The 24904-nt window shown below is 34.9% G+C and carries 20 protein-coding genes; 15 read left to right on the top strand and 5 right to left on the bottom strand.

Annotation, left to right across the window (positions count from 1 at the left end; translation table 11 throughout):
• Positions 1-27: 27 nt before the first annotated feature.
• The gene (locus FTU19_RS10035) at positions 28-2211 is read right to left on the bottom strand and encodes a polysaccharide biosynthesis tyrosine autokinase (RefSeq protein ID WP_180131033.1); all 2184 of its coding nucleotides are present in this window, start codon (positions 2209-2211) and stop codon (positions 28-30) included.
• A gap of 430 nt (positions 2212-2641) precedes the next feature.
• Positions 2642-3718 carry a polysaccharide biosynthesis/export family protein gene (locus FTU19_RS10030; RefSeq protein WP_034170758.1) on the bottom strand — a complete coding sequence of 359 codons (1077 nt, stop codon included), beginning with the start codon at positions 3716-3718 and terminating at the stop codon, positions 2642-2644.
• 747 nt (positions 3719-4465) lie between these two features.
• Between FTU19_RS10030 and rfbB the strand changes: the two genes are divergently transcribed.
• The 13 genes from rfbB (at position 4466) to FTU19_RS09965 (ending at position 18333) form a co-directional block, all read left to right on the top strand.
• On the top strand, positions 4466-5524 hold the full coding sequence (gene rfbB / locus FTU19_RS10025; protein WP_104427030.1) for a dTDP-glucose 4,6-dehydratase: 1059 nt from the start codon (positions 4466-4468) through the stop codon (positions 5522-5524).
• Positions 5524-6399 (top strand): glucose-1-phosphate thymidylyltransferase RfbA, encoded by an 876-nt coding sequence (rfbA, locus tag FTU19_RS10020; RefSeq protein ID WP_104426847.1) that lies wholly within the window; start codon positions 5524-5526, stop codon positions 6397-6399. The genes rfbB and rfbA overlap by 1 nt, the downstream gene beginning before the upstream one ends.
• A gap of 5 nt (positions 6400-6404) precedes the next feature.
• Complete coding sequence (locus FTU19_RS10015; protein WP_180012109.1) at positions 6405-6830, top strand: FdtA/QdtA family cupin domain-containing protein; 426 nt, start codon at positions 6405-6407, stop codon at positions 6828-6830.
• A 95-nt stretch (positions 6831-6925) separates the two neighbouring features.
• Entirely contained in the window at positions 6926-8014 is a 1089-nt protein-coding gene (locus FTU19_RS10010; RefSeq protein WP_180131031.1) for an acyltransferase, read from the top strand.
• An 87-nt stretch (positions 8015-8101) separates the two neighbouring features.
• Positions 8102-9217, top strand: a complete 1116-nt coding sequence (locus tag FTU19_RS10005; RefSeq protein WP_180131029.1) for a DegT/DnrJ/EryC1/StrS aminotransferase family protein — start codon at positions 8102-8104, stop codon at positions 9215-9217.
• A complete protein-coding gene (locus FTU19_RS10000; RefSeq protein ID WP_180131027.1) occupies positions 9218-10462 on the top strand; it encodes an O-antigen translocase in 1245 nt (414 codons plus the stop codon). It abuts the gene before it with no gap.
• A gap of 15 nt (positions 10463-10477) precedes the next feature.
• Positions 10478-11365: a glycosyltransferase gene (locus FTU19_RS09995; protein ID WP_180131050.1), complete on the top strand. Its 888-nt coding sequence runs from the start codon at positions 10478-10480 to the stop codon at positions 11363-11365.
• A 131-nt stretch (positions 11366-11496) separates the two neighbouring features.
• Positions 11497-12639 carry an O-antigen ligase gene (locus FTU19_RS09990; protein WP_180131025.1) on the top strand — a complete coding sequence of 381 codons (1143 nt, stop codon included), beginning with the start codon at positions 11497-11499 and terminating at the stop codon, positions 12637-12639.
• A gap of 2 nt (positions 12640-12641) precedes the next feature.
• Entirely contained in the window at positions 12642-13511 is an 870-nt protein-coding gene (locus FTU19_RS09985) for a glycosyltransferase family 2 protein (RefSeq protein ID WP_180012099.1), read from the top strand.
• The gene (locus FTU19_RS09980) at positions 13508-14662 is read left to right on the top strand and encodes a glycosyltransferase family 4 protein (protein ID WP_180012097.1); all 1155 of its coding nucleotides are present in this window, start codon (positions 13508-13510) and stop codon (positions 14660-14662) included. The genes FTU19_RS09985 and FTU19_RS09980 overlap by 4 nt, the downstream gene beginning before the upstream one ends.
• A gap of 72 nt (positions 14663-14734) precedes the next feature.
• Complete coding sequence (locus FTU19_RS09975) at positions 14735-15700, top strand: GNAT family N-acetyltransferase (RefSeq protein ID WP_257225448.1); 966 nt, start codon at positions 14735-14737, stop codon at positions 15698-15700.
• Between the two features lie 845 nt (positions 15701-16545).
• On the top strand, positions 16546-17184 hold the full coding sequence (locus FTU19_RS09970) for a sugar transferase (protein ID WP_180131046.1): 639 nt from the start codon (positions 16546-16548) through the stop codon (positions 17182-17184).
• Between the two features lie 216 nt (positions 17185-17400).
• Positions 17401-18333, top strand: a complete 933-nt coding sequence (locus FTU19_RS09965) for an IS5-like element IS17 family transposase (protein ID WP_180131023.1) — start codon at positions 17401-17403, stop codon at positions 18331-18333.
• Between the two features lie 184 nt (positions 18334-18517).
• Here the strand turns inward: FTU19_RS09965 and FTU19_RS09960 are convergent, their stop codons facing one another.
• From FTU19_RS09960 to FTU19_RS09950, 3 genes are read right to left on the bottom strand one after another with little or no spacing between them, the layout of a single operon-like run.
• Positions 18518-20719, bottom strand: a complete 2202-nt coding sequence (locus tag FTU19_RS09960) for a polysaccharide biosynthesis tyrosine autokinase (RefSeq protein WP_180131021.1) — start codon at positions 20717-20719, stop codon at positions 18518-18520.
• 35 nt (positions 20720-20754) lie between these two features.
• Positions 20755-21183, bottom strand: coding sequence for a low molecular weight protein-tyrosine-phosphatase (locus FTU19_RS09955; protein ID WP_180131019.1), 429 nt, complete (start codon positions 21181-21183; stop codon positions 20755-20757).
• The gene (locus FTU19_RS09950) at positions 21183-22283 is read right to left on the bottom strand and encodes a polysaccharide biosynthesis/export family protein (RefSeq protein WP_180131016.1); all 1101 of its coding nucleotides are present in this window, start codon (positions 22281-22283) and stop codon (positions 21183-21185) included. Before FTU19_RS09950 ends, FTU19_RS09955 begins: the two co-directional genes overlap by 1 nt.
• A 298-nt stretch (positions 22284-22581) precedes the next feature.
• On the opposite strand from FTU19_RS09950, the gene tviB reads away from it, so the two are divergent.
• Both tviB and FTU19_RS09940 read left to right on the top strand, forming a co-directional pair.
• Positions 22582-23859, top strand: coding sequence for a Vi polysaccharide biosynthesis UDP-N-acetylglucosamine C-6 dehydrogenase TviB (tviB, locus tag FTU19_RS09945; RefSeq protein WP_180131014.1), 1278 nt, complete (start codon positions 22582-22584; stop codon positions 23857-23859).
• A gap of 18 nt (positions 23860-23877) precedes the next feature.
• Positions 23878-24903 (top strand): NAD-dependent epimerase/dehydratase family protein, encoded by a 1026-nt coding sequence (locus FTU19_RS09940; RefSeq protein WP_180131011.1) that lies wholly within the window; start codon positions 23878-23880, stop codon positions 24901-24903.
• Position 24904: the final 1 nt, after the last annotated feature.

Genomic DNA, 24904 nt, shown 5'->3' with positions numbered 1-24904 from the left:
TGCTGGTTTTTTTTAGGAGCTATTAGATTAGCTGGTTTTGGCTTTCGGCTTATAACTATATGTATAATCATAGCTATAGCTGCCACCTGCTGAACGCTGGATATCGTTCAGGATCAGACCATTGACAGTACTGCCAGCCTGTTTAAAGCGGTTTACTGTAAGTGCCAGTTCCTTCATCTGGGTTTTTGCATAGCGTGCTACAACCAGATTAAGTCCGACGTATCGGGAAACAATGATCGCATCCGTAACAGCCAGTACCGGTGGAGTATCAATAATAATATGGTCATAGTGTGGAATCAGTTTTTGCAACAACTCCTGGAAGCGTTCTGAATTCAGAAGCTCAGCTGGATTAGTTGCATTTTCACCACAGCTAATGACATTTAAGTTCGGCACATTGGTGGTTTGTACCACTTTATCCAAAGACACGTGTTCATTCAGATATTCAGTTAATCCATACTGGTTATCCAGATTAAAATATTTGTGTATATGACCACGGCGCAGGTCTGCATCAATGATCAGTACACGCTTATTTTTCTCTGCCATGATGACGGCCAGATTGCTGGCAACAAAAGATTTTCCAACTTTTGGTGCTGGACCTGAAATCATCATGATATTGTTTTTGGCCTGAGTCAGAGCAAAGTGGCTCGCTGTACGAATGCTTCTTAAGCTTTCAACTGCCATATCATCACTGTGTTTCAATGCCAATAAGAAAGGCATTTTTTTCTTTTTCAGTAATTTCAGGCCGGGCTTCTGAACAGTAGAGTGCGCGATATTGGCATAGACTGGAAGATCCAGCTGGTATTCGATCTGACTGCTATCTTTCACACCAGAACGTAGCATGTTACGCAACAATGCCACCAGGATGCCCAGGAAAATACCAAAGCAGAAGGTTAAAAATAAAATCAGAGGCTGTTTCTGTTGAATCTGGTCAACTGGCTCAAGTGCGGTATCAATAATATGAACATTACCGCTTTCACCCGCTTTAGCAACACGCAGTTGCTGATAAGAATTTACCAGATTGGTATACAGTTGCTGTTTCACTTCGACGTCACGAGACAGTTGTAAATACTGGCGTTGAATCTCTGGAATATTTTTAAGTGTTGAATTCAATTCACGAATCTTGCCATTCACTACGCGAAGTTGGGCGGTAATTTCACGCATGGCTGGATGGGCAGCTGCATACTTGGCACCTATTTCCGCCTGTCGCTGTTCAAGTAGGGCTCTTTGTGATTCTAAATTGACGCTCTGATTTAAATATAATTCTGATTCTCTGGTGATATCCACAGTATTATATTTTTGGCGGAAGCGATTGAAGGCAAACTCTGCATCATCAAGCTGTTTCCTTAAATCCGGCAATTGTTCATCCAGGAAAGCCAGTGTTCGTGCAGTATCTGTTGAACGGCGTGTAATATTATGCTGGCTGTAAACTGCTAAAATCGTATTCAGGACTTTAGTAATGTGCTGTTTATCTTGACCCTGATAGCGAAGTTGTAGAACACCGCTCAGATCACCTTTTTCTGTAATTGTATAATTGGCGAGAATAGAATCGATCGCTGAAGGCAATGAGAGCTTTTTCACCTGATAACTGTTATCAAGATTATCTTGAGTAAAGATGGCAATTTTCCAGTCGCCCTGTGCAGCTTTAGCCTCAACCGGCTGGTTTAGTGCGCCTTGAAAGACGATTTCTTCGGTCAGTGGATTGATCAGGCTAAAGCTCTGTTGTTGAAATTTCAGCAGCAAATTTTTATCCAGATAGGCTACAGGGACTTCAAACTGACGGATATCGAAGCTTTTTTGACCATCTTTAAAGCGTACAGTTTCGGTCTGATATTCAGTTTGAGAAGTTCTGCCTTGAATCAAACGGTTGATAAAAGAGTCTTCAGTGCTGGCAATATGCAGATCCAGATTTAAACGGTCAATTACGGATTCGAGAATCGTACGTGATTTTAAAACCTCAATCTCGGCATTGGATGAAGACATCTGACTCACAATGCTGGACAGACTGCCAAGTAAAGCAGCTGATGAGCCTCTACTTTCTTCGACCTGGACGATTGCATCAACCTTATAGTTAATTGCTGCGGTACGTATGTAAAGCAGCACTACAATCAGGCTGAGCAAACCACATAGCAGGATGAGCTTCCATTGCGCGAGCAGGGAAAAGAACACCCCTTTTAGGTCAATCATATTATCGGTATTGTTATTTTTGTTCATAATTTTACTATCTAAAAGTTTAAAAGTGATTTTTCCAGTCGCTGATGCCATTTTGAATTAACTCAAAAAAGACTGCATCAATGACTTGCTGCCCTGCGAGAAAGGATTCTCAATATTCTGTTTTTTATCCTCTCTGGGTATGTCGAGTCCGCTAAAGACCAGACATTCTGATTCTGATCAGAATAATGTTGTCTTTCATCTAATCTGTTTCATATCTGGTTTTCGGGCACCATGGAGTTACAGGTGAAGTCCATGGAGGAATTAAAAATAGTGTTTTTATTAGTACTAACAGTCATTATTTAGTTGATCCAGCCTTATAGATTTAATCTGAAAGTACGGATAGATCTTATAAATAAATGTTTATTCACTAATTGATGATTAACATGTCCAAAACAGATTGCTAAAAGATTTTTAATTTTCATACTTTCACCTATCGTATAGCTGAACCAGCGACATATGAAAATGGAAGAATCTGGCTCACTACGCGTTCCCAACGGGTCAGACCAGTAGCATCAACATAGACAATATCGTTACTATTCATCTTGAACTGTTTAGCCAGACCAAAATCTCCCAGATTTTTTAGACTTAAGTGATAGATTTCAGTCATCTTGTTGTCAGAATTGCCACGCAAGACATAAATTCGACTCGGATTGGCAGAATATGGATTAATCCCTTCGCTTTCACCCAGTACATCAGCGAGTGTCATGCCCTGATCACGGATAGGTAATGGTTTATTGGTGCCGGCTTCACCCATGACATAGATTTTCTGGTTTTCCCGAGGACTGATATACAGCGTGTCATTGGGTTGAATCAGTAGCTTATGCAAGGAATAACCCGCTTTTTCCAAAGCAATCGTATTCAGATCATAGGTCACTCCTTGGCGTACGAGCTGGATTGAAGTGGAATCACCTTGCTCATTAATCCCGCCAGCCAGGCCCAGCGCCGTATACACACTTACCGGCTGATCAGTCAGATAAAATTGTCCAGCTGATTTCACATTCCCTACTACTGAATAACGCTGTCCCTGATAGGAAATCACTCTCACGACCACATCTGGATTATTCAAATAAGGAATTAACAGACGTCGTACTTCCTGATTCACTTGTGGAAGGGTTTTTCCGGCTGCTTTATAACGATTGATAAATGGAAACTGGATATAACCATTCCGGTCAATCTGATAACCATTGTTATTGTCACTAGCTGTAGGAACTGCACTAATTTCAGGATAAGCCCATAACTGGAAAGATAAAATATCTCCTGGATTCAAGCGGTAATCCTGCACCTCAGTCTGAAATAGAGGAGCATAATGACTGAGATTATGCGTTTGCGCAGACTGTACTACAGGTAATGTATCCTGAGTCAGTTTCACCAGATTGACTGGAGTTCCCAGTTCAGTTTGATAGATTCCTTCTGTCGGTAAATCATACGTTTGAAAGCCGGATGTTGCTGCACATCCAACCAGAGATAGGCTTAAGGTAAAAGTACCTAAAAGGTGTCTATAGTTCACTTGAAACCCCTTTATTTTTATATGTTCAGAATTGGTATTTATTAATAATTATTAATTTTTTTGAATTCGGTTTATGTGATTAACGTCTAAAAAATATAATAGATCACATACCTTGTCTATAGCTATTCTTAAGTCAATTTAACAAGTTTGAGCTGAAATTTAACTGTAAGATTGACGAAAATGGACGTGAAACCGTGATTAAATAAGCTATAGAGATATAGTGAATTGCTTAAGATAGCATTAGAATATTAATTGTTTCCAATTGTTATTTTTTAAATAAGTACTATTCTTCAATGATAGAAGGAATTAAGCCCTGAAATTAATATAGAAAAGTATTTTCATATAATTTTTATCTAATCTAGAGGTTTTTTAGATCATTGATTTTTCTTAATATTCAATTATATTTTGAGGAATTTTAAGATACTTTATTTTTATATTAATCAAAATAATCCGTTGTTAATTAAAATAATATTTAATTAGTTTAGGTGATTGTTAAATTAATATTAGTGGAAAATTATCTGAAAACTAAAAGCCTATATAAGATGGATTAAGTTTAAAAAACATTATCCGGATTTGTAAAATGTAACTACATTTGATGATTAGCTGTTCTATGGGTAGTTTGTGTAATAAAATTAATATATCTTATAGACAAATCAATAAAAACAGACGTGCCTAGACGGCACCAATACATTAAAAATAATTTGTGAAAAGTAAAATAAAAAATATTAAAGGATAATCAAAATGGTGATGAATATATTGGTAACCGGTGGGGCCGGTTTTATTGGATCTGCCGTCATTCGGCATCTCATTAACGAGACTGAACATCATGTATTAAATGTTGATAAGTTAACTTATGCAGGTAATCTGGAGTCACTTATTTCTGTATCGGATCATCCTCGTTATCAATTTACGCAAACTGATATTTGCGACCATGTATCTTTAACCCGATTATTTTTAGAGTTTCAGCCAGATATCGTTATGCATCTGGCTGCAGAGTCTCATGTGGACCGTTCGATTGATGGTCCGGCAGAATTTATTAATACAAACATTGTGGGAACTTACACCTTATTGGAAGTAGCACGAAAGTATTGGCAAAATCTATCTACGATTAAAAAGTCTAGATTCAAGTTCCATCATATTTCAACGGATGAAGTATATGGAGACTTAGAAGGTACAACAGACTTATTTACTGAAACTACGCCTTATTTACCAAGCTCACCTTATTCAGCAAGTAAAGCCAGTTCGGATCATTTGGTTCGGGCTTGGCATAGAACCTACGGTTTGCCAGTCGTAATCACGAACTGTTCAAATAATTATGGTCCTTATCACTTTCCTGAAAAATTGATTCCTTTAATGATCTTAAATGCCCTGGATGGTAAGTCATTGCCGGTTTATGGCAATGGTCAACAGATCCGGGACTGGCTTTTTGTAGAAGATCATGCGCGTGCTTTATATCAGGTTGCAACCGAAGGCATCGTGGGAGAAACCTACAATATCGGGGGGCATAATGAAAAACAGAATATTGAGGTGGTTAAAACCATCTGCAAAATTCTGGATGAGCTCAAGCCTCGTCTGGAGGGAAAAACTTATACAAGCCTCATTACTTTTGTTAACGATCGGCCAGGTCATGATTTACGTTATGCGATTGATGCTTCAAAAATCGAGCGCGAACTGGGTTGGAAGCCACAAGAGTCCTTTGAAACAGGTATCCGGAAAACGGTGCAATGGTATCTGAATAATCTGGAATGGTGTCAGCGTGTTCAGGATGGTTCTTATCAGCGTGAACGTTTAGGGGAGGCAGTATAATGTTAAGAACGACAAAAGGGATTATCTTGGCGGGCGGTTCAGGTACGCGTTTGCATCCTATTACCAAAGGAATTTCAAAGCAGTTACTTCCAATTTATGACAAACCAATGGTTTATTACCCCTTATCTGTATTAATGTTGGCCGGTATTCGTGAAGTCCTAGTGATTAGTACACCAGAAGATATTGAGGGGTTTAAGCGCTTATTAGGGGATGGTTCGCAATTTGGCATGGAGCTGAGTTATGCGATCCAGCCTCGTCCTGATGGTCTGGCACAAGCCTTTATCCTGGGTGAAAAATTTATCGGTCAAAGCAATGTATGTCTGGTACTAGGCGATAATATTTTTTATGGCCAAGGTTTTACACCGATGTTACGTCAGGCCGCAGCACGACAAAAAGGTGCAACAGTATTTGGCTATCAGGTGAAAGATCCTGAACGCTTTGGTGTCGTAGAGTTCGATGAACAGCAACGGGTAATTTCAATTGAAGAAAAGCCCCAAAATCCAAAATCTAACTTTGCGGTGACAGGTTTATATTTTTATGACAATGATGTCATCCAGATTGCCAAACAGGTCAAACCCTCAGAACGGGGTGAGCTGGAAATTACCTCAATTAACCAGGCTTATCTGGAACGTGGTGACCTAAATGTTGAACTTCTGGGACGTGGATTTGCCTGGTTAGATACAGGTACCCAGGGTAGTTTGCTTGAAGCGGCTCAATTTGTTGAAACCCTGGAAAGACGTCAAGGTTATAAAGTTGCTTGTCTAGAAGAAATCGCCTTGAACAATGGCTGGTTGAGTAAAGAGCAAGTTTTAGCGATTGGCCACACCATGCATAAGAATGGCTACGGCCAATATCTGATTTCTTTGGTGGGGTAATGAGCATGAACTTAATTAAGTGGATTGAATTACCTAACCTGGGAGATCACCGCGGCAGTCTGGTCGTCGCAGAAGCCAATCGGAATATACCCTTCAGTATACAGCGACTTTATTATATTGCTGGCGCTCAACCTGATGTTCCACGCGGATTCCATGCACACAAGCAACTTCGACAGATTGCTTTTGGAATTCAAGGTAGCTGTAAAATGCTGATGGATAATGGCAGAGAAAAACAGGAAGTTTTAATTGCTCAATCTAATAAGGGATTATTGATCCCACCTATGGTTTGGCATGAGATGCATGATTTTTCAGAAGATTGCATCCTATTGGTACTGGCAAGTGATTACTATGATGAAAGTGATTACATTCGTAATTACGACCAGTTCCTAAAAGAAGTAGATCAGACTTTGATTGAGCAGATCACTAAATAATAAAATTAATTCATTAGAATGAAGGCCTTGCAAAAGAAGAAGCTTCAGAAGATAGAATTGTAAAAATAATAATAAATATTAAGGAGATATATGACGTGATTAAGCCGCTTACATCATTGCGTATGTTTTTCGCACTTTTTGTTTTTCTGAGTCATTTGGCTTTTCTAAAAGAAACCAATTATGCCAATATTTTTAATGGTATTTTTGACGAAGGCTTTTTAGGGGTCAGCTTTTTCTTCATTTTGAGTGGATTTATCTTAGCCTACAATTATAAAGAAAAGTTTTTAATCGGAAATATTTCGAAAAGAGAATTTTATATTTCTCGTTTAGCCAGAATATATCCCGTACATATTGCCACAACAGCACTGGTATTTTTATTAACTTTTGCTCAGTCTGGCAAGGGTTGGGAATATTTAATACAGCATGTTTTTCTGATACAAAGCTTTTTTACTTCAGAAGAGATCCATTTCTCATTGAATTCTCCTTCCTGGAGCATCTCGGATGAAATGTTCTTCTACCTGCTGTTTCCATTTGCATTTTTGATTTCTGAAAAAATCAGAAGTTATATTTTTATATTCTATCTTATAGGTATTTTGATTCTAAATATTCAGCTTGATAAAAATCAGGATCACTATTGGTTATATATTTCACCATATGTGCGTTTTTCTGACTTTTTGTTGGGTATTATCCTGTTTGATATTTTTGAAAAATTAAAAGTGGGCTATTCCAAAATTAAGCAACCTGTAGTTATATTTGAATTAGGAGCTATTTTACTTTTTATTTTATTCTTTGTATTTCATAATAAAATAGATATAAGTTACAGGTATTCAATTTACTATTGGTTGCCTATGGCAGCAATTATTTTAATTTTTGCACTGTCTCATGTTGCTCAGAAGAAAAGTATAATTACCCAATTTTTGTCAAATAAATACATGGTGTTAGCAGGGGAAATTAGTTTTTCTTTTTACTTGCTGCATGTTTTGGAAATACAAATTTTAAATTATATAAGAAAAATATTTTCATTGAATATGGACTTAATGCTGTTTTCATTTTTTATATTTATTGTCACTCTAATCGCTAGCTTTATAATGTATAGATTTATTGAAAAACCGCTAAATAAGAAAGTAAAACAATTTTTATTGGAGCCAAGATTTAAATCTAAAGGTTACGAACTAAATAAATAGGATTGTATTTAAATACTATAGGTATATTAATTTTAATTAATATGAGATTAAAAAATAAATATAAATTTTTATATGAGATTGATAAAAATGATTCCTTTTCTTGATCTGAAAGCGATAAATACTCAATACCGTGATCAACTGATTGCAGCTTGCACTCAGGTAATCGACTCTGGTTGGTATATCTGTGGCAAAGAATTAGAAGAATTTGAGCATAATTTTGCAAATTATTGTGGAACACGATATGCCATAGGTGTTGCTAATGGCTTGGATGCGCTTATTTTAACGCTACGCGCATGGAAAGAATTAGGAAAACTCAATGAAGGAGATGAGGTCATTGTCCCGTCAAATACCTATATTGCAAGTATCTTAGCAATTTCACAGAATAATCTGAAACCGGTACTGGTTGAACCGGATATAACGACTTTTAATATTGATACCAAGAAAATTGAGACAGCCATAACTCCAAAAACAAAGGTAATTTTGCCTGTGCATTTATATGGACAGCTCGCTGCAATGCCAGAAATTATGACCATTGCCAAAAAATATAACTTGCTGGTTTTAGAAGATTCAGCCCAAAGTCATGGTGCTGAAATAAATGGTCAAAAAGCAGGAAATTGGGGCAATGCTGCAGGTTTCAGTTTTTATCCTGGTAAAAACTTAGGCGCACTCGGTGATGGAGGAGCAATTACCACCAACGATGCTGAGTTAGCGCAGATGCTTAAAGCTATACGTAATTATGGTTCACATGAAAAATATAAAAATCTGGTACCGGGTGTAAATAGTCGTCTTGATGAAATTCAGGCTGCAATCCTGAATGTGAAACTTAAATTTTTAGATCAGGAGAATCAGCATCGTCGGCATATTGCAGATCTGTATTTAAAAGAAATTCATAATCCCGCAATTGAGCTCCCGTGCAAAAATATAGACACTGAGACATATGCACAACATGTCTGGCATTTATTTGTGATCAGAACAAAATATCGGGAAAAATTACAACAATATTTAGCAGAAAACGGAGTACAGACACTCATTCATTATCCAATTCCGCCTCATCAGCAGCAGGCTTATCAGGAATGGAATGGTTTAAGTTTTCCAGTTTCAGAACAGATTCATGCTGAGGTCCTAAGCTTACCGATTGGACCCACTTTATCTATGGATGAAGCAAAGCAGGTTGTTCAGTTATGTAATGGTTTTCAGGCATAGATGAATCTATTTAGGACCAGTGTACTGAATGGTGTAGCCGTTTTGATTAAAACCATCACCATGTTTGTACTAAATAAAATTCTGGCTGTATATCTAGGACCCACTGGATATGCAGCGATCGGCCAATTCCAGAATTTTATTCAAATGGTGACGACCTTTGCTGGTAGTGCCATTAATACCGCAGTAGTTAAATATACGGCTGAATATCATGAAGATGAGACTAAACAACGTGCAGTCTGGAAAACAGCAGGGAGTATTGTTTTTCTATTTAGTTTCGTTTTCGCGATTCTCATACTTATTTTTCAAAAGCAACTGGCATTATATATATTTCAATCACTTAAATACCAAACGATTTTTATATGGTTTGCTATTTTTTTAATATTTTTCAATTTCAATACGCTATTTTTAGCCATATTGAATGGGAAAAAAGAAATCTTAAAGCTGGTGCTTGCAAATATTGCCGGTAGTTTATTTGCACTTGTGATCACTGGTATTTTGGCAATCAAGCTGCAGTTATATGGGGCTTTAATTGCATTATCCATTTATCAATCGATTGCATTTATAGTGACATTAATACTCTGTCATAGAGCAGACTGGTTTGAGTTTTCTTCACTATTAGGAAAAATAGACCTAGGAATTACCAAAAAATTTGCCTCATTTATTCTTATGGCATTAGTCAGTGCGATTTGTGTGCCGCTATCGCAAATGTTAATTCGGGCTTACTTAACCCAAGAATTTAGCCTGGCTTATGCGGGCTATTGGGAGGCGATGATCCGTCTAAGCACAGTATATCTTTTGCTCGTAACCACTACATTAGGTGTGTATTACTTGCCGCGCTTATCAGAACTAAATGCAATTGATGAAATTAAGAAAGAGGTCTATTTAGGCTATAAGTTTATTTTTCCACTTGCTGTTGTAGGTGGAATTTGTGTTTTCATACTACGTGATTGGATTATCAACTTATTATTTAGTCCATCTTTTGCCCCCATGCAGGATTTATTTCTTTGGCAAATGATGGGAGATGCCTTGAAGATAGGAAGCTGGATACTGGCTTATTTAATGCTCAGCAAAGCAATGACTAAACTCTATATTTGTACAGAGATTATATTTACAGTGTCACTCATTGCTTTAACTTATATATGTACTCAAGTATTTGGTTTCGAAGGTGTTTCTATTGCCCATCTCATAAATTATGGGCTGTATTGGATCGTAATCAGTTTATTTATATTTAAACAATTAAAATAAAGAGGGAATAATATGATGATAAGTGAACAACCCTTAGTCTCTATAGTTATACCAAGTTATAATCATGAAAGGTTTATACGTGATAGCATCAAGAGTGTCATTGACCAGTCTTATCAGAATATTGAGTTAATTATTATTGATGATGGATCTACAGATGCTTCAGTAGAAAAAATACAAGAATTAATTCCATTATGTGAAAAACGGTTTACCCGATTTGAGTTTAGACATCGTCCGAATAAGGGCTTAAGCGCAACTCTAAATGAAGCATTAGAATGGGCACAGGGGGAATATTTTTCCTCCCTTGCTTCTGATGATATAATCTTAAAAGATAAAATAAAAATACAAACCAAATTTCTAAGCCAGAATAAGAACTGTATAGCTGTATTTGGAGGAGTATCAATTATTGATAATAATTCTAATCTTGTGAAAAATAGAGTTAAAAAAAGAAAAAGTTATACCTTCGACCAGATTTTATTGTTAGAACATGATTTGCCGGCTACTACACAACTTATTCGTACTCAAGCTTTAAAAAAAATAGGTGGCTACAATCCAGAAGTACAAATAGAAGACTGGTATATGTGGCTACTTTTAGCGCAAGCAGGGGAGTTATGCTATCTTCCTGTGCTTTTTGCAAAATATAGGTTGCATGACAATAATATGCATAAGCAAACGAATCTTATGCACGATTCAAGAATGATGATTCTAAGTGAATATCAACATCATATTTTATTTAATAAAGCAAAAAAAAGAGCTTTATGGATTAATGCATTTGAGCTTGGGCTATTATCTAAAAAGAAATCATTAGAAAAGATGATAAAAATTTTACAAGAGTATCCTTCAGAAATTTTAACATATGATTTTTTTAGATTTTTTTATTGGTTATTAATTAAAAAAGATTTTTAATAATTAAAAAATTTTATATAAATAATTATATTTTAACTATATTTAATCAAATAATTTAGTTAGTAATATAAAAATATTAATCATTTCTTTTGCTGATTCTAGGCATTAGATAATAATAAAAGGAATGGATAATGATTATTTTAAATGAAAGTAATTCAAAAAATAACATTATTTTTTTAGATGATATTAATTTAAAAGATAAAGTGGTTATATACTTTGTCTTGCTGTCATTTTTCTTATCTCAGTTTTATTTTTGGTCTAGTGGGGTTCCACAATTTAGTCACCTTTTTATTATGGCGGCTATATTTTTATTATTCAGCCGTAGCTCAAAAATAACCATCGAATACTCAAGTGTAGCCTTAATCTTTGTCGCATATACAGTTTGTGTAAATTTTGCTTGGTATTTGATCGTTCTAGATCCTAGTTATATGGTTTCTACCATTTACTGGATCTTTAACTTGTTGTTTTTTTTATTATTAATGAATTTGAGTTCCTCTCAAGTTAACTTTTTTTATGAAAAAATACTGTTTCTTATTCCATTTTCCTATGTAATAGAAATTGCGATCTGGGCAAGTGGATTAGGTCGTTACAATTTTGAACCACGATATAATGGTCTTTTTAATGATCCCAATCAGATGGCATTTTGGGTTTTAACTACCTGTGCTATCTTTTTATATATTTCTGAAAGTAATTTAAAAAAGATAATCGTTTATTTTTTAGCTTTATTCTTAATTCTTTTGACCATGTCAAGATCTGCTTCAATTGGCTTCTTAATGCTGACTTTAGGATTTATATTTAGTCAAAAAGGAGATCTGAATAAAAGAATATTTGTATTTTTTGGAATATTAGTCATTTTTAGTACCCTCAGTTACTTTTTATATCATTTAGGAGCTTTTGATAGTGTTGTTCTGCGTTTTGTCGAAGCCCTAGATCAAAAAGACAGCCAGGCGGAAGGACGAGGTCTTTTTAACTTCCTTGAATATCCTCAATATTTAATTTTTGGTGCTGGCCAAGGTGCACACTGGTTATATAATCCGAAAGGAAACGAAATTCATTCAACCTGGTTAGGTATCCTTTTTTATTATGGGATCGTCGGCATCTCTTTATTTTTAATCTTTTTATATCAAATATTTAAAAAATTATCATTTTCAAACAAGTTGATATTCTTGGGGCCGATGCTATATGGGTTTACAACTTATAGCGCAAGAACACTGATTTTTTGGTTTTTATTGGCCGCTTTTTTACTATTTTCAAATAATAATAAGGAAGAATAAATATGTATATTTCTATAGGAATACCATTTTTTAATGCTGAAAAATATTTAGAAGATGCCATTAAATCGGTATTAGCGCAAACTTTTCAAAATTGGGAATTAATTCTGGTAGATGATGGGTCAACAGACCGATCTTTAGAGATTGCCCGCTCATTTAATGATCCGAGAATCCGTATCATAGCTGATGGGCATAATAGAAGATTACCCTACCGCTTAAATCAGATTATCAATGAAGCAAAGTATGATTTTATTGCACGTATGGATGCCGATGATTTAATGGCAGTCGATCGTCTTGAAAAACAGATTAAAGTACTAAATGAAAATCCAGATATTGATGTCGTAGTCACCAGCTTATATTCAATTGGAGACAAGAATGAAATTTTAGGAAAGAGAATCTATTCTAATCATCAAATGCAACCCAAAGAAATTTTGCAAGGTGTTACTAATATACTGCATCCTTCATTACTTGCCCGAAAGGAGTGGTGTAAAAGAAACCCGTACCAAGTCGATAATTGCTTAGCTGAAGATTATGAACTATGGCTTTCAGCTGCGATAAAAAATGATTTTAATTACGTCGTTTTACAGGAACCTTTATATTTTTATAGAGAAGTTGAAAATGTAAAAAAAGAAAAAATGATCCGTGGTTATAATACCCAGATCGGAGTAATCAATAAATATTATAATAGTACTATTTCCGATCTTGAAAAAAATAAGATTGTTTTAAAGTTTGAAATTAAAAAAATTATTGTAAAAGTACTAAATTTTTTGAACTTAATGCAGATACTACATAAGCGTAGAGTTACATCAGTCTCTGACTCTGATAAAAATTTTTATGCTGCACAATTAGAACTCATAGAGCGTATAAAGCCATGATCTCTAAAAAAATTATCATCATTGGAACGACTGCCTCTAATCTTTACGGTTTTCGCAAAGATTTTATTTTGTCTTGTCTGGCACAGAATTATCATGTTTATGCCTTTGTATCTGAATATACAAATGAATGGTTGGCCAAAATTCAAGATTTAGGAGTCACCTTAGTGACATATCAGCTTAGTCGAGGAGGATTGAATCCCTTGGCTGATCTACGTTCAACTTATCAGTTGGCTAAAAAAATAAAAGAAATTCAACCTGATATCGTATTCTCCTATTCAACTAAGCCTGTTATCTATGCAACGCTAGCTGCCTATAAGACTAAAGTACCTTATATTTATGGCATGATCGAAGGACTAGGATCACCTTTCACTATTCATAAATATGGCCAAAGCTTAAAGGCTAAATTCATACGTTTTGTGCAGGTGTCACTATATCGGCTTGCATTTCCATATCTAGATAAAATTATTTTTTTAAATCATGATGATCCTAAGGATTTAGTCCATCATTATAATTTGCCACATAAAAAAAATGCGATCGAAGTCTTGGGACCAATTGGTCTTAATTTACAAGATTATGCTTATACAAAATGGAATAATCAGGAAAATATATCATTTATATTTATAGCCAGATTGATCGCTGAAAAGGGAATATTTGAATATATAGAAGCAGCAAGAATAGTAAAAAGAAAATATCCTGAAGTTGTGTTTAAAATTATTGGTGGATTAGATCCTGAAAATCCAACTGGCTTAAAGCAAGCTGAATTAGATCAGCTAATACAAACAGGTATTATCGAATATAATGGTTTTGTGACTGATGTAGATCAAAGGCTACGTAATAGCGCGGTTTTTGTATTGCCGTCTTATTATCGAGAGGGGGTGCCCCGTAGTACACAAGAAGCAATGGCTGTAGGACGTCCAGTCATCACTACTGATGTTCCAGGCTGCAATGAGACTGTAGTCGATGGGTTGACAGGTTTCCTAATTCCTAAATGGGATGTGGCTGCATTGGTAGAGAAAATGACTTATTTTATAGAACATCCTGAACAAATAAATAAAATGGGCTATCAAGGATTTCTCTATGCTAGAAAGAATTTTAATGCGGATCATATAAACCATAGACTATTACAAATGATGGGCATTAATGGGCTTTAAAAAAAGTAATAGTATTTTTTTAATAAATAGAAAAATTATATTTGATTTAAAAATAATAACTAGGATATAGATATGGGTACTATAATGAAAGAAGACTTAGGTTTTCAAATACATAAATATGAAACTTCAGATAAAATAATATGGAATGAATTTTTATTAAAATGTAAAAATTATCATTTTATGTTTAATCGTGATTTTATGGAATATCATGCTGATCGATTTGAGGATTTCTCATTGATATTTAAAAATGAAAAAGGGAAAATTGTAGCCTTATTGCCTGGAAATATTAAAGATAATATTTTTTATAGTCATCAAGGTTTAACTTTTGGCGGTTTTTTAATTAATAGAGATATTCATGCCGCTGACATGCTAGAATTATTTAATTTATTAAAAATTTATTTAAAACAAAAAAATATTGATAAGATTATATATAAATGCATTCCTGTTATTTATCATAATTATCCTGCTCAAGAAGACTTGTATGCTTTATTTCGAAATGATGCCAAGCTTTACCGACGAGATATTAGTGTTTCTATTGATTTAAATGAAGAATATTCATACTCAGAAAGTAAAAGAAGATCAGTCAATAAGCTCAAAAAAAATGGGGTTAGCTGTGAGGAGGTAGAACAGCCTAGTATGGTTTGGGGAGTAATCCGGGAAGTACTGCGTCAGCATCATAACCAACAACCTGTACATAATGAAGATGAAATAGATTTATTAAAAAGTCGTTTCCCTAATAATATAAAAGCATATAAATGTTGTCTTGATGGAAATATTGTGGCAGGAGCAGTGACTTTTGAAACTGAAAGAGTAGTTCATACTCAATATTTGGCTAGCAATGATAAAGGTAGGGAGAAAAAGGTATTAGATTATCTCATTGATCATTTAATAGAAAAAAGTAAGAAAAATGCCAAAATATTTGATTTCGGTACTTCTAATGAAAATGAAGGGAAATACTTAAACATTGGATTGATTGATCAAAAAGAAAGATTTGGTGCACGTGGTATTGTGCATGATTATTATAGTATAGATTTATGATCACCTAATCTGAACTAGAATTACTCCACCTCATTATTAGACAGAGGTGGATTTCTAATTTTCTTAAATTTTATATCTTATCTGGTTTTATATATTTAAGACTGCCTCAATAGAATAAAAATAACGTTATCTTGGTTATATAATTAATTAGAAATATATTAAATTATAAAATTAAAATGGAATTCTATTGTGATATAGCGCTCACTAATTATTTATATATTACATTTTGTCACATTTTATTTAGTGTGAGATTTGCTATATTTTAAAAAAATTATTTCTCTTAATAATAAAATATATTTCATTATCAACTGATCTATTGTAATTATAAATTATTTACTTTAATTTGGTGTAAGTAATTAATATTTATACAAAAAAATATAAATTTAATTTTATTATTAAGTGAAATTTAATTAATTTTAGTTAAATATATATTTTAATAAAAATAATAATAATATTTCTAAAAAACTAAAATATAAAATTGGCTAACAATAGTCTCTCTACTTTAATAAAAATACAATTGATATGATGCGTAGATAGACATAGTGAGGTGTTTATTAATGGATCTACAACAAGAAAAAAATAAGATCGAAAACTTTGTGAAAAACTCTATTACAACACGTAAATCTTTATTTATTGAAAAAGATAATATTTTCTTAAAAAAAAACCTTGTAGAAAAAGAAGGGTATAAGAACCAAATTATTCAATTTTCTCCACGAATAAATAAAGTGGCTAAGCTAGAGAAAAAAAAATCCTGGTATTATCGAGGGAAGAAAGATCTAATTTTAAAAAATTCTTTAACATCTTATCCTCATCTATATTCTAGTACTGACCTTTTTAGGAATGATATAAAAGTTGCTAAGCGATTAATCGATATTATTATTTCTCTTACTGCTATATTTATATTATTGCCTGTTTTTATCGTCATTGCTTATAAAGTACGTAGAAATCTAGGCTCACCAATTTTCTTTTATCAAGAACGACCTGGTAAAAATGGAAAGCTCTTTAAAATGATTAAGTTTCGTTCTATGAGAAATGCATTTGATAAAGAAGGTAATCCTTTACCAGATAAATTTCGAATTACACCCTTTGGTCAAAAACTACGTTCTACCAGCTTGGACGAAATGCCTCAGCTTATAAATGTCTTAAAAGGGGATATGAGTATTGTAGGTCCTAGACCTCAAATGAAAGAATTTCTAGAACATTATACGGCTGAACAAATGCGAAGACATGAAGTAAAACCCGGTATGACAGGGCTTGCTCAAGTCAGTGGACGTAATAATTTATCTTGGGAAGAAAAATTTGACTTAGATGTTCAATACGTTGAGCAAAATAATATTTGGCTAGATTTTAAAATTATGTTTAAAACAGCTAAGGTGATGTTTAATCAAGAAGGAATTAATGCGCCAGATCAAGAAGTTGGTGCAGCACGATTTTGTAGAAAGGAGGTCACTGAAAACCCTTTACGTGCAAAAGAAGTGAAATAATTTAATAAAGTTCATTATTACTAAAAAATATTTTTAACTTCTCCTAATTATTTTTTAGAAGATTCCTTTTATTTTAATAAAGGTTTATTATTTTTTTAATTATTTCTGGTTGAAATATATTAATCTTATTATTAGATGCTTTTACTAGTTATATTTAATATCGGCTTTGTTGCACAAACCTATCTGTAAAGGCTTTTTCAGCGATATAATTTTCAAATGAAGAAGCCTACACATAAAATCTACCGCACAACCAATTGGCCCGCATATAACCGAGTACTCATGAGTCGCGGAAATATTGCCATTTGGTTTGATCCTGCTACGCAATGGTATGCTCCATCAAAAGGCAAACAAGGGCGAAATCAAACCTACTCCGACGCAGCTATCCAATGCTGCTTAATGATTAAATCCTTATTCGGTCTATCTTTACGTATGGTCACTGGCTTTGTGCAAAGTCTGATTGAACTTTGCGGATTAAATTGGACCGCACCAGATTACAGTACGCTTTGTAGAAGACAAAAGCATATTGATATTGCAATCAGCTACCAAAAAAGTAGCGAGGGGCTGCATCTACTTGTAGACTCTACAGGCATGAAGTTTCTAGGTGAGGGCGAATGGAAACGCAAGAAACATGGAGCTGAATATCGTCGCCAATGGCGTAAACTACATATTGGTATAGATGCCAAAACCCTACAAATACGCGCTATTCAGCTCACAACCAATAATGTCAGTGATTCACAGGTGCTTGGTGATTTACTTAATCAGATTCCACAAGATGAGCAGATTGACTCTGTTTATACCGATGGAGCTTATGACACCAAGCAATGCCGTCAGGTCATTGCAGATCGGCAAGCACATGCGGTGATTCCACCTAGAAAAAATGCGAAACCATGGAAAGATAGAAAGAGTAGCTCGCTAGAGCGAAATGAATTACTTCGAACAGTTAAACGTTTAGGCAGGACATTATGGAAAAAATGGTCAGGCTATCATCGCCGCAGTTTGGTGGAAACCAAGATGCATTGCATCAAATTATTAGGCGATAAATTAATGGCAAGAAGCTTTCCTAGTCAGGTGAATGAAATTCATGCACGTGTAGCAGTCCTCAACCGATTTACGGAATTAGGTCGACCACTTACCCAAATTACGCCTTAAATTTGGCTCAATTAGGGGCGCTTTGCATTTCAAATCTTTGTGCAACAAAGCCATTTCATAGTGATATAAATATAAAAAAGCTTCAAACTAATTTGATTACTCTAACTTAGTTTGAAGCTTTATGATAACAATGAAGTTATCTTTATATTTAGGATAAATTTAATTGCTATGAATTAAATTTATCTTAATCACCATCTTTTGAAGCCTTATAAGCATACGCATAGTTATATCCGTACCCATAACCATAACCATAACCATTACCTGGCCCTTTTTGTACATCATTCAGAATAACACCATTAACTTTCACATTAGCCTGTTCAAAACGAGTGACAGTAATCTCAAGCTCTTTAATTTGTGTTTTACCATGACGTGCAATTAATAGATTCACACCAGCATATTGTGCAATGATGATACCATCGGTTACGGCTAATATCGGCGGAGTATCAATTAATACGTAATCGAAATTAGCAGAAGCTTGTTCAAGAAAAACTTTGAACTTATCTGTACTGAGTAATTCAGATGGGTTTACTGGACTTTTACCTCGAGTAACAAAGAATAAATTATCAACCTGTGAGCTTTGAACTACATCTTCATAACTATTTTGATGATTTAATAGTTCGGATAAACCTGGTTGTACTTCTTTATTAAAATATTTATTTAAATAACCGCGACGTAAATCGCCATCAATCACTAATACGCGGCTTCCGCCTTGGGCTAAAATAGTTGCTAGGTTGGTAGTAATAAATGATTTACCGATTTCAGGAGCTGGACCCGAAAGTGCAATAATATTATTTTTGGCATTACTCAAAGCAAAATGGATTGCAGTACGCATACTGCGTAAGCTTTCAATTGCAATATCACTACTATCTTTAACCGCAAGAATAGGAATACTCTTTTTCTTTTTCAGCAAATTGACGCGACTTTCTTGGAGGGGAGATCGAGGAACTGTTGCATATACAGGCAGATCTAACTCTCTTTCAATTTGTGCTGAATCTTTGATTCCTGAACGCATCATATTGCGTAATAAAGCAAGTAGTGTTCCTAAAAAACCGCCTAAGAAAATGGATAGAATTATAATTTGTAATTTCTTTGGCTTAACTGGTTGAATAGGTTCTACGGCAGTATCAACAATACGCACATTGCCAATTTCACCGGCTTTAGCAATGCGAAGCTGCTGATAAGTATTAAGTAATCCCGTATATAGCTGTTGTTTAACTTCAACCTCACGATAGAGTTGTAAGTAACGGCGCTGTAAATCAGGAAGCTGCTTTAAAGTATTACTCAATGTTGCAATTTTGCTATTAATTGCACCGAGTTGAGCATTCATTTGTTCCATTACTGGATGTTCTTCAGTATAACGTGCAGAAGCTTCAGCAACTTTAAGTTCAAGTTCGGCTTTTTGTGTTTCTAGAGCGATACTTTGAGTCAAATACAATTCTGATTCTTTAGTTAAGTCCACAGTATTATATTGCTGACGGAACTGGTTAAATTCACGTTCTACCTGATCTAGCTGCTGGCTCAACTCAGGGAGTTGTTCATCTAGAAACTTCAATGTTTGGGCAGATTCAGCTGAACGACGTTCAATATTTTGCTGACTATAGGCTGTTAAGATGGCATTCAATACTTGAGTAATATGCTGTTTGTCCTGGCCCTGATAATTTAATCCAAGTACACCCGTCATTTTACCTTTTTCAGCCACTGAATAATTATTAAGTATGCGTTGCACTGCTGCAGGTAAAGTCAGCTTTTTAATATTATAAGTAGAATCTAAGGGATCTTTGCTATAAATGGCGACTTTCCAAAGACCATATCTTGATTGAATTTGACTGGTTTGGTTTAAAGGAGCAGTAAATATAATATCATTTGTTGCTGCATCAGTTAAATTATATTTATTATGATCGAAACTTAATAAAAGATTTTTGTTTTTATAATAGTTTGGAATATCAAACAGTCTTACATCAAAACTTTGTTGATTATCTTTAAAGAGTACGGATTTTGTTGAATACTGAATATCATAGTTATGATTTTTTAATAATCGATTCCAGATCGAATCTTCAGTACCAGAAATTACAAGGTCCAAGTTTAACTGGTTAATCACTGAGCCAAGTACAAGACGCGATTTTAAAATCTCGATTTCAGCTTGAGCAGGAGATTTCTGCTCAATCATATTAGAAAGATCACCTAATAAAGCTGCTGATGCTCCCTTACTATCTTCTACTTGTACCAAGGCATCTACGTTATAGGTATCTGGAGTGATCCGTAGATATAATAAAGCTGCAATTAAACTCAATAATATGCAGATCGTGATCAGTTTCCATTGAGCAATTAAGGAAAAAAATAATTCCTTTAAATCAATAGTGTCTTCGGTATTGGCAGTTTGGCTCATAATTTAAATATCAAAAAGTGAAAATATTAAAAAACTTAAATATATTTTTTCCAGTCAGTAATACAGTCTTGAATTAATCTACAAGTTTCATCAAAGACTGTTTGATCATGCTGATAAGGATCGGCAATATTTTTACTTTGCCAATGTCCCAGTCTAAAGGTTTTACCTTTAGTAAAAGGCCAGGTTTGTTCTATATGTTTTTGCTGATTCTGGGTCATAACTAATATCAGGTCGGCTTTTTTAATGAGCTCTGCATTCAGTTTTTTTGCAACATGAGAACTCATATCAATTCCAAAGCGTTCCATACATAGACTCGCTTTTTCATCAGCTGCATGACCAATTAAACCAGAAATACCTGCAGATTCAATATTTAAATGAGGATATTCCTGTTTTAAAAAATATTCTGCCATTGGGCTACGACAAATATTACCAATACAGACCACTAAAATATTGTTAATTTTCATTAGTTCCCCAAACGATCTAAATTATACAATGCATTTGAGAAAGGAATAACCTGGTTAACTACACGTTGCCAGCGTGCAAGACCTGAAGCATCTACATAAACAATATCATTGCTACGCATTTTAAACTGATTTGCTAGGCCAAAGTCCCCAATATTACTGAGATCCATATGATATATTTCTGTCATTGGAGAATTTACATTACTTCGTACTACATAGATTTTACTGCGACTAGCAGAAAGTGGATTTAATCCCAAGCTTTCCCCAATTACATCGCTAAGACTCATACCTTGGTCACGTATAGGTAGGGACTGGTTTTTACCTGACTCACCCATAACGTAAATTTTTTGATTCTCACGATTATTGACATATAAGGTGTCATTAGGCTGTATTAATAAATTATGTAGAGAGAATCCAGCTTTTTCTAATTCTACTGTATTTAAATTATATGAGCGTCCCTGGCGAACCAATGTAATAGACGTATTATCGCCTTGTTGGGTATTAATACCACCCGCCATCCCTAAGGCAGTATAAACACTAACAGGTTGATCACTTAAATAGAATTGACCACTTTTAATAACATTTCCTTGAACAGAGTAACGCTGTCCTTGATATGATACTATACGTACTATTACGTCTGGATTTTTTAGATAACGCGACAGCTGATTGCGTAATTCACGAGTGACTTGTTTCAGTGATTTACCAGCTGCTTGATAACGGCCTATGATAGGGAAATGAATATAACCTTCCGAATCAATTTGAAAACCATTTGCTTGAGCAGATTGATCACTACTAATGCCCCCAGGAGAACTAAGCTCCGGATAAGCCCATAAATATATAGATAATACATCACCTGAGCTCAAGTGATAACTGTGGTGTGGCGTACTAAAAAGATGAGCATATTCTTGTTGAATATTCTGTATAGCTGGTTGAGCAGCCATAATTGATTCTTGATCTAGCTTAATGACATTTACTGTAGTGCCGAGATCAGTTTGATAAACACCCTCACTAGGTAAGTCATTTGTTTGTAGACCAGAGGTGATTGCACACCCTGTAGTGGTGATACCACCTGCCAATAAAACAGCTAATCGAAAGTGTCGCACAGGCTTTCCTAAATAATATTAATTTTTAGATTCATTCAAATTGGAGTTATTCTACCGAAGTTACCAGTTATATACATAACAATTTGTAACTTATTACCAATTTTTTTAAAGGGAAAAAGTCAAGTTTATAACAGACAATAATTATAATAAATAAAACACCAAATTTTCACAAAAAATATACATTACTTTATATTTTAAGTTATTTGAGCATAAATCATAATAGAAGTTTTATTGTTTTCTGATACTATTCGTGCCGGAAGATTTTCTCTCTATAAGCACGTATAAATAAGGCGTTGACATGCTATCTATTGCAGATTTAAAAATTGCGGTGATTGGTTTAGGTTATGTAGGTTTACCACTTGCAGTAGAATTTGGGAAAAAAGTACCAGTAGTAGGTTTTGATATTTATCAAAAACGAATTGATGAACTTAGAAATGGCCAAGATCATACATTAGAAGTATCTCCAGAAGAACTCAAACAAGCTATTCATTTAAGCTATTCTGCTAATTTAGAAGATTTAAAAAATTGTAATTTTTTTATTGTCACTGTTCCCACACCGATTGATGAATATAAACAGCCTGATTTAACACCTTTAGTCAAAGCCTCGACCAGTATCGGTAAAGTGCTTAAAAATGGCGATGTCATAGTTTATGAGTCTACGGTATATCCGGGGGCAACTGAAGAGACCTGTATTCCGGTTCTGGAGCAGGTATCAGGCCTGAAGTTCAATCAGGACTTCTTTGCCGGTTATAGTCCTGAGCGAATTAACCCGGGCGATAAGCTGCATCGTGTCACCAATATATTAAAAATTACCTCAGGCTCAACTCCTGAAGTCGCTGAGTTCGTTGATCAAGTATATAATTTGATTATTGAAGCAGGTACGCATAAAGCACCAAGTATTAAAGTAGCTGAAGCGGCAAAAGTCATTGAAAATACACAACGCGATGTCAATATTGCTCTAATTAATGAGCTGGCAGTGATTTTTAATAAAATGGGAATTGATACTGAAGCAGTATTACAGGCTGCAGGTACCAAATGGAATTTCTTGCCATTCCGTCCAGGTTTGGTAGGTGGGCATTGTATTGGTGTAGACCCTTATTATTTAACTCATAAAGCGCAATCTATTGGTTATCACCCTGAAATTATTCTGGCAGGTCGCCGTCTAAATGATGGCATGGGTGCCTATGTGGTTACCCAGCTAGTCAAGGCGATGATCAAGAAGAAAATTCAGGTCGAAGGTGCTAAGGTTCTGGTTTTAGGCTTAAGTTTTAAAGAAAACTGTCCGGATATTCGTAATACTAAAATTATTGATATTGTGAATGAACTGAAAGAATACAATATTGTTGCCGATGTATATGACCCGTGGGTGGATGCAAGTGAAGCTCAACATGAGTATGGCATTAATCCAGTCGCAAATCTTGAGGAAGGTCAATATGACGCAGTTATTTTAGCTGTTGCGCATGATCAGTTTAAAGCCATGGGGGCCGAAGCATTACGTGCTCTGGGTAAATCAATACATATTTTATATGATCTGAAATATGTACTGGATCAATCTGAATCTGACCTTCGTCTGTAATTTCTAGGGACCATAAACATGAGCCAATATCAAACTGTATGTGAGCAATTAGAACAAGCACCTAAGACCTGGTTAATTACCGGTGTAGCAGGCTTTATTGGCTCAAATTTACTGGAAACCCTGTTAAAGCTGAACCAAAATGTGGTGGGTCTGGACAATTTTGCCACAGGTCATCAGCATAATCTGGATGAAGTGCAAAGTCTGGTCAAACCTGAACAGTGGGCAAACTTCAAGTTTTATGAAGGTGATATCCGTAATTTTGAAGATTGCCAGACAGCATGTGCAGGGGTGGACTATGTTTTGCATCAGGCTGCTTTAGGTTCTGTACCACGTTCGATCGCTGACCCGATTACCACCAATGCAGCCAATATTACTGGCTTTTTAAATATGCTGACTGCTGCACGTGATGCGCGCGTCAAAAGCTTTACTTACGCTGCCAGCAGTTCAACTTATGGTGACCATCCGGCATTACCAAAAGTTGAAGAAAATATCGGTAAGCCACTTTCACCATATGCAGTCACCAAATATGTAAATGAACTGTATGCTGAAGTCTTTGCCCGAACTTATGGGTTCAAAACCATCGGTTTACGTTACTTTAATGTCTTTGGCAAGCGTCAAGACCCGAATGGTGCCTATGCTGCTGTGATTCCGAAATGGACCGCAGCCATGATTGCCGGTGATGATGTATTCATTAATGGTGATGGTGAAACCAGCCGTGATTTCTGTTTTATTGAAAATACAGTGCAGGCCAATATTCTGGCAGCAACTACGCAAAATGATGAAGCTAAAAATCAGGTTTATAATGTAGCAGTCGGAGATCGTACCACACTCAATGATTTGTTTAATGCGATTAAAGCTGCGTTAAATGAAAATGGTGTGACTTATACGAAAGAGCCTGTATATCGTGATTTTCGTGTTGGTGATGTTCGACATTCTCAGGCTAGTATTGAGAAAATTAAATTGAATCTAAATTATCAACCAAGTCACACAATAAGTATAGGCATAAAGAAAGCAGTAAATTGGTATGTAGCTAAAATGAATTAAT

The sequence above is a fragment of the Acinetobacter sp. YH12072 genome (assembly GCF_013419565.1).
Classification (GTDB): Bacteria; Pseudomonadota; Gammaproteobacteria; order Pseudomonadales; family Moraxellaceae; genus Acinetobacter.
This window is presented reverse-complemented; position numbering and strand designations above follow the sequence as displayed.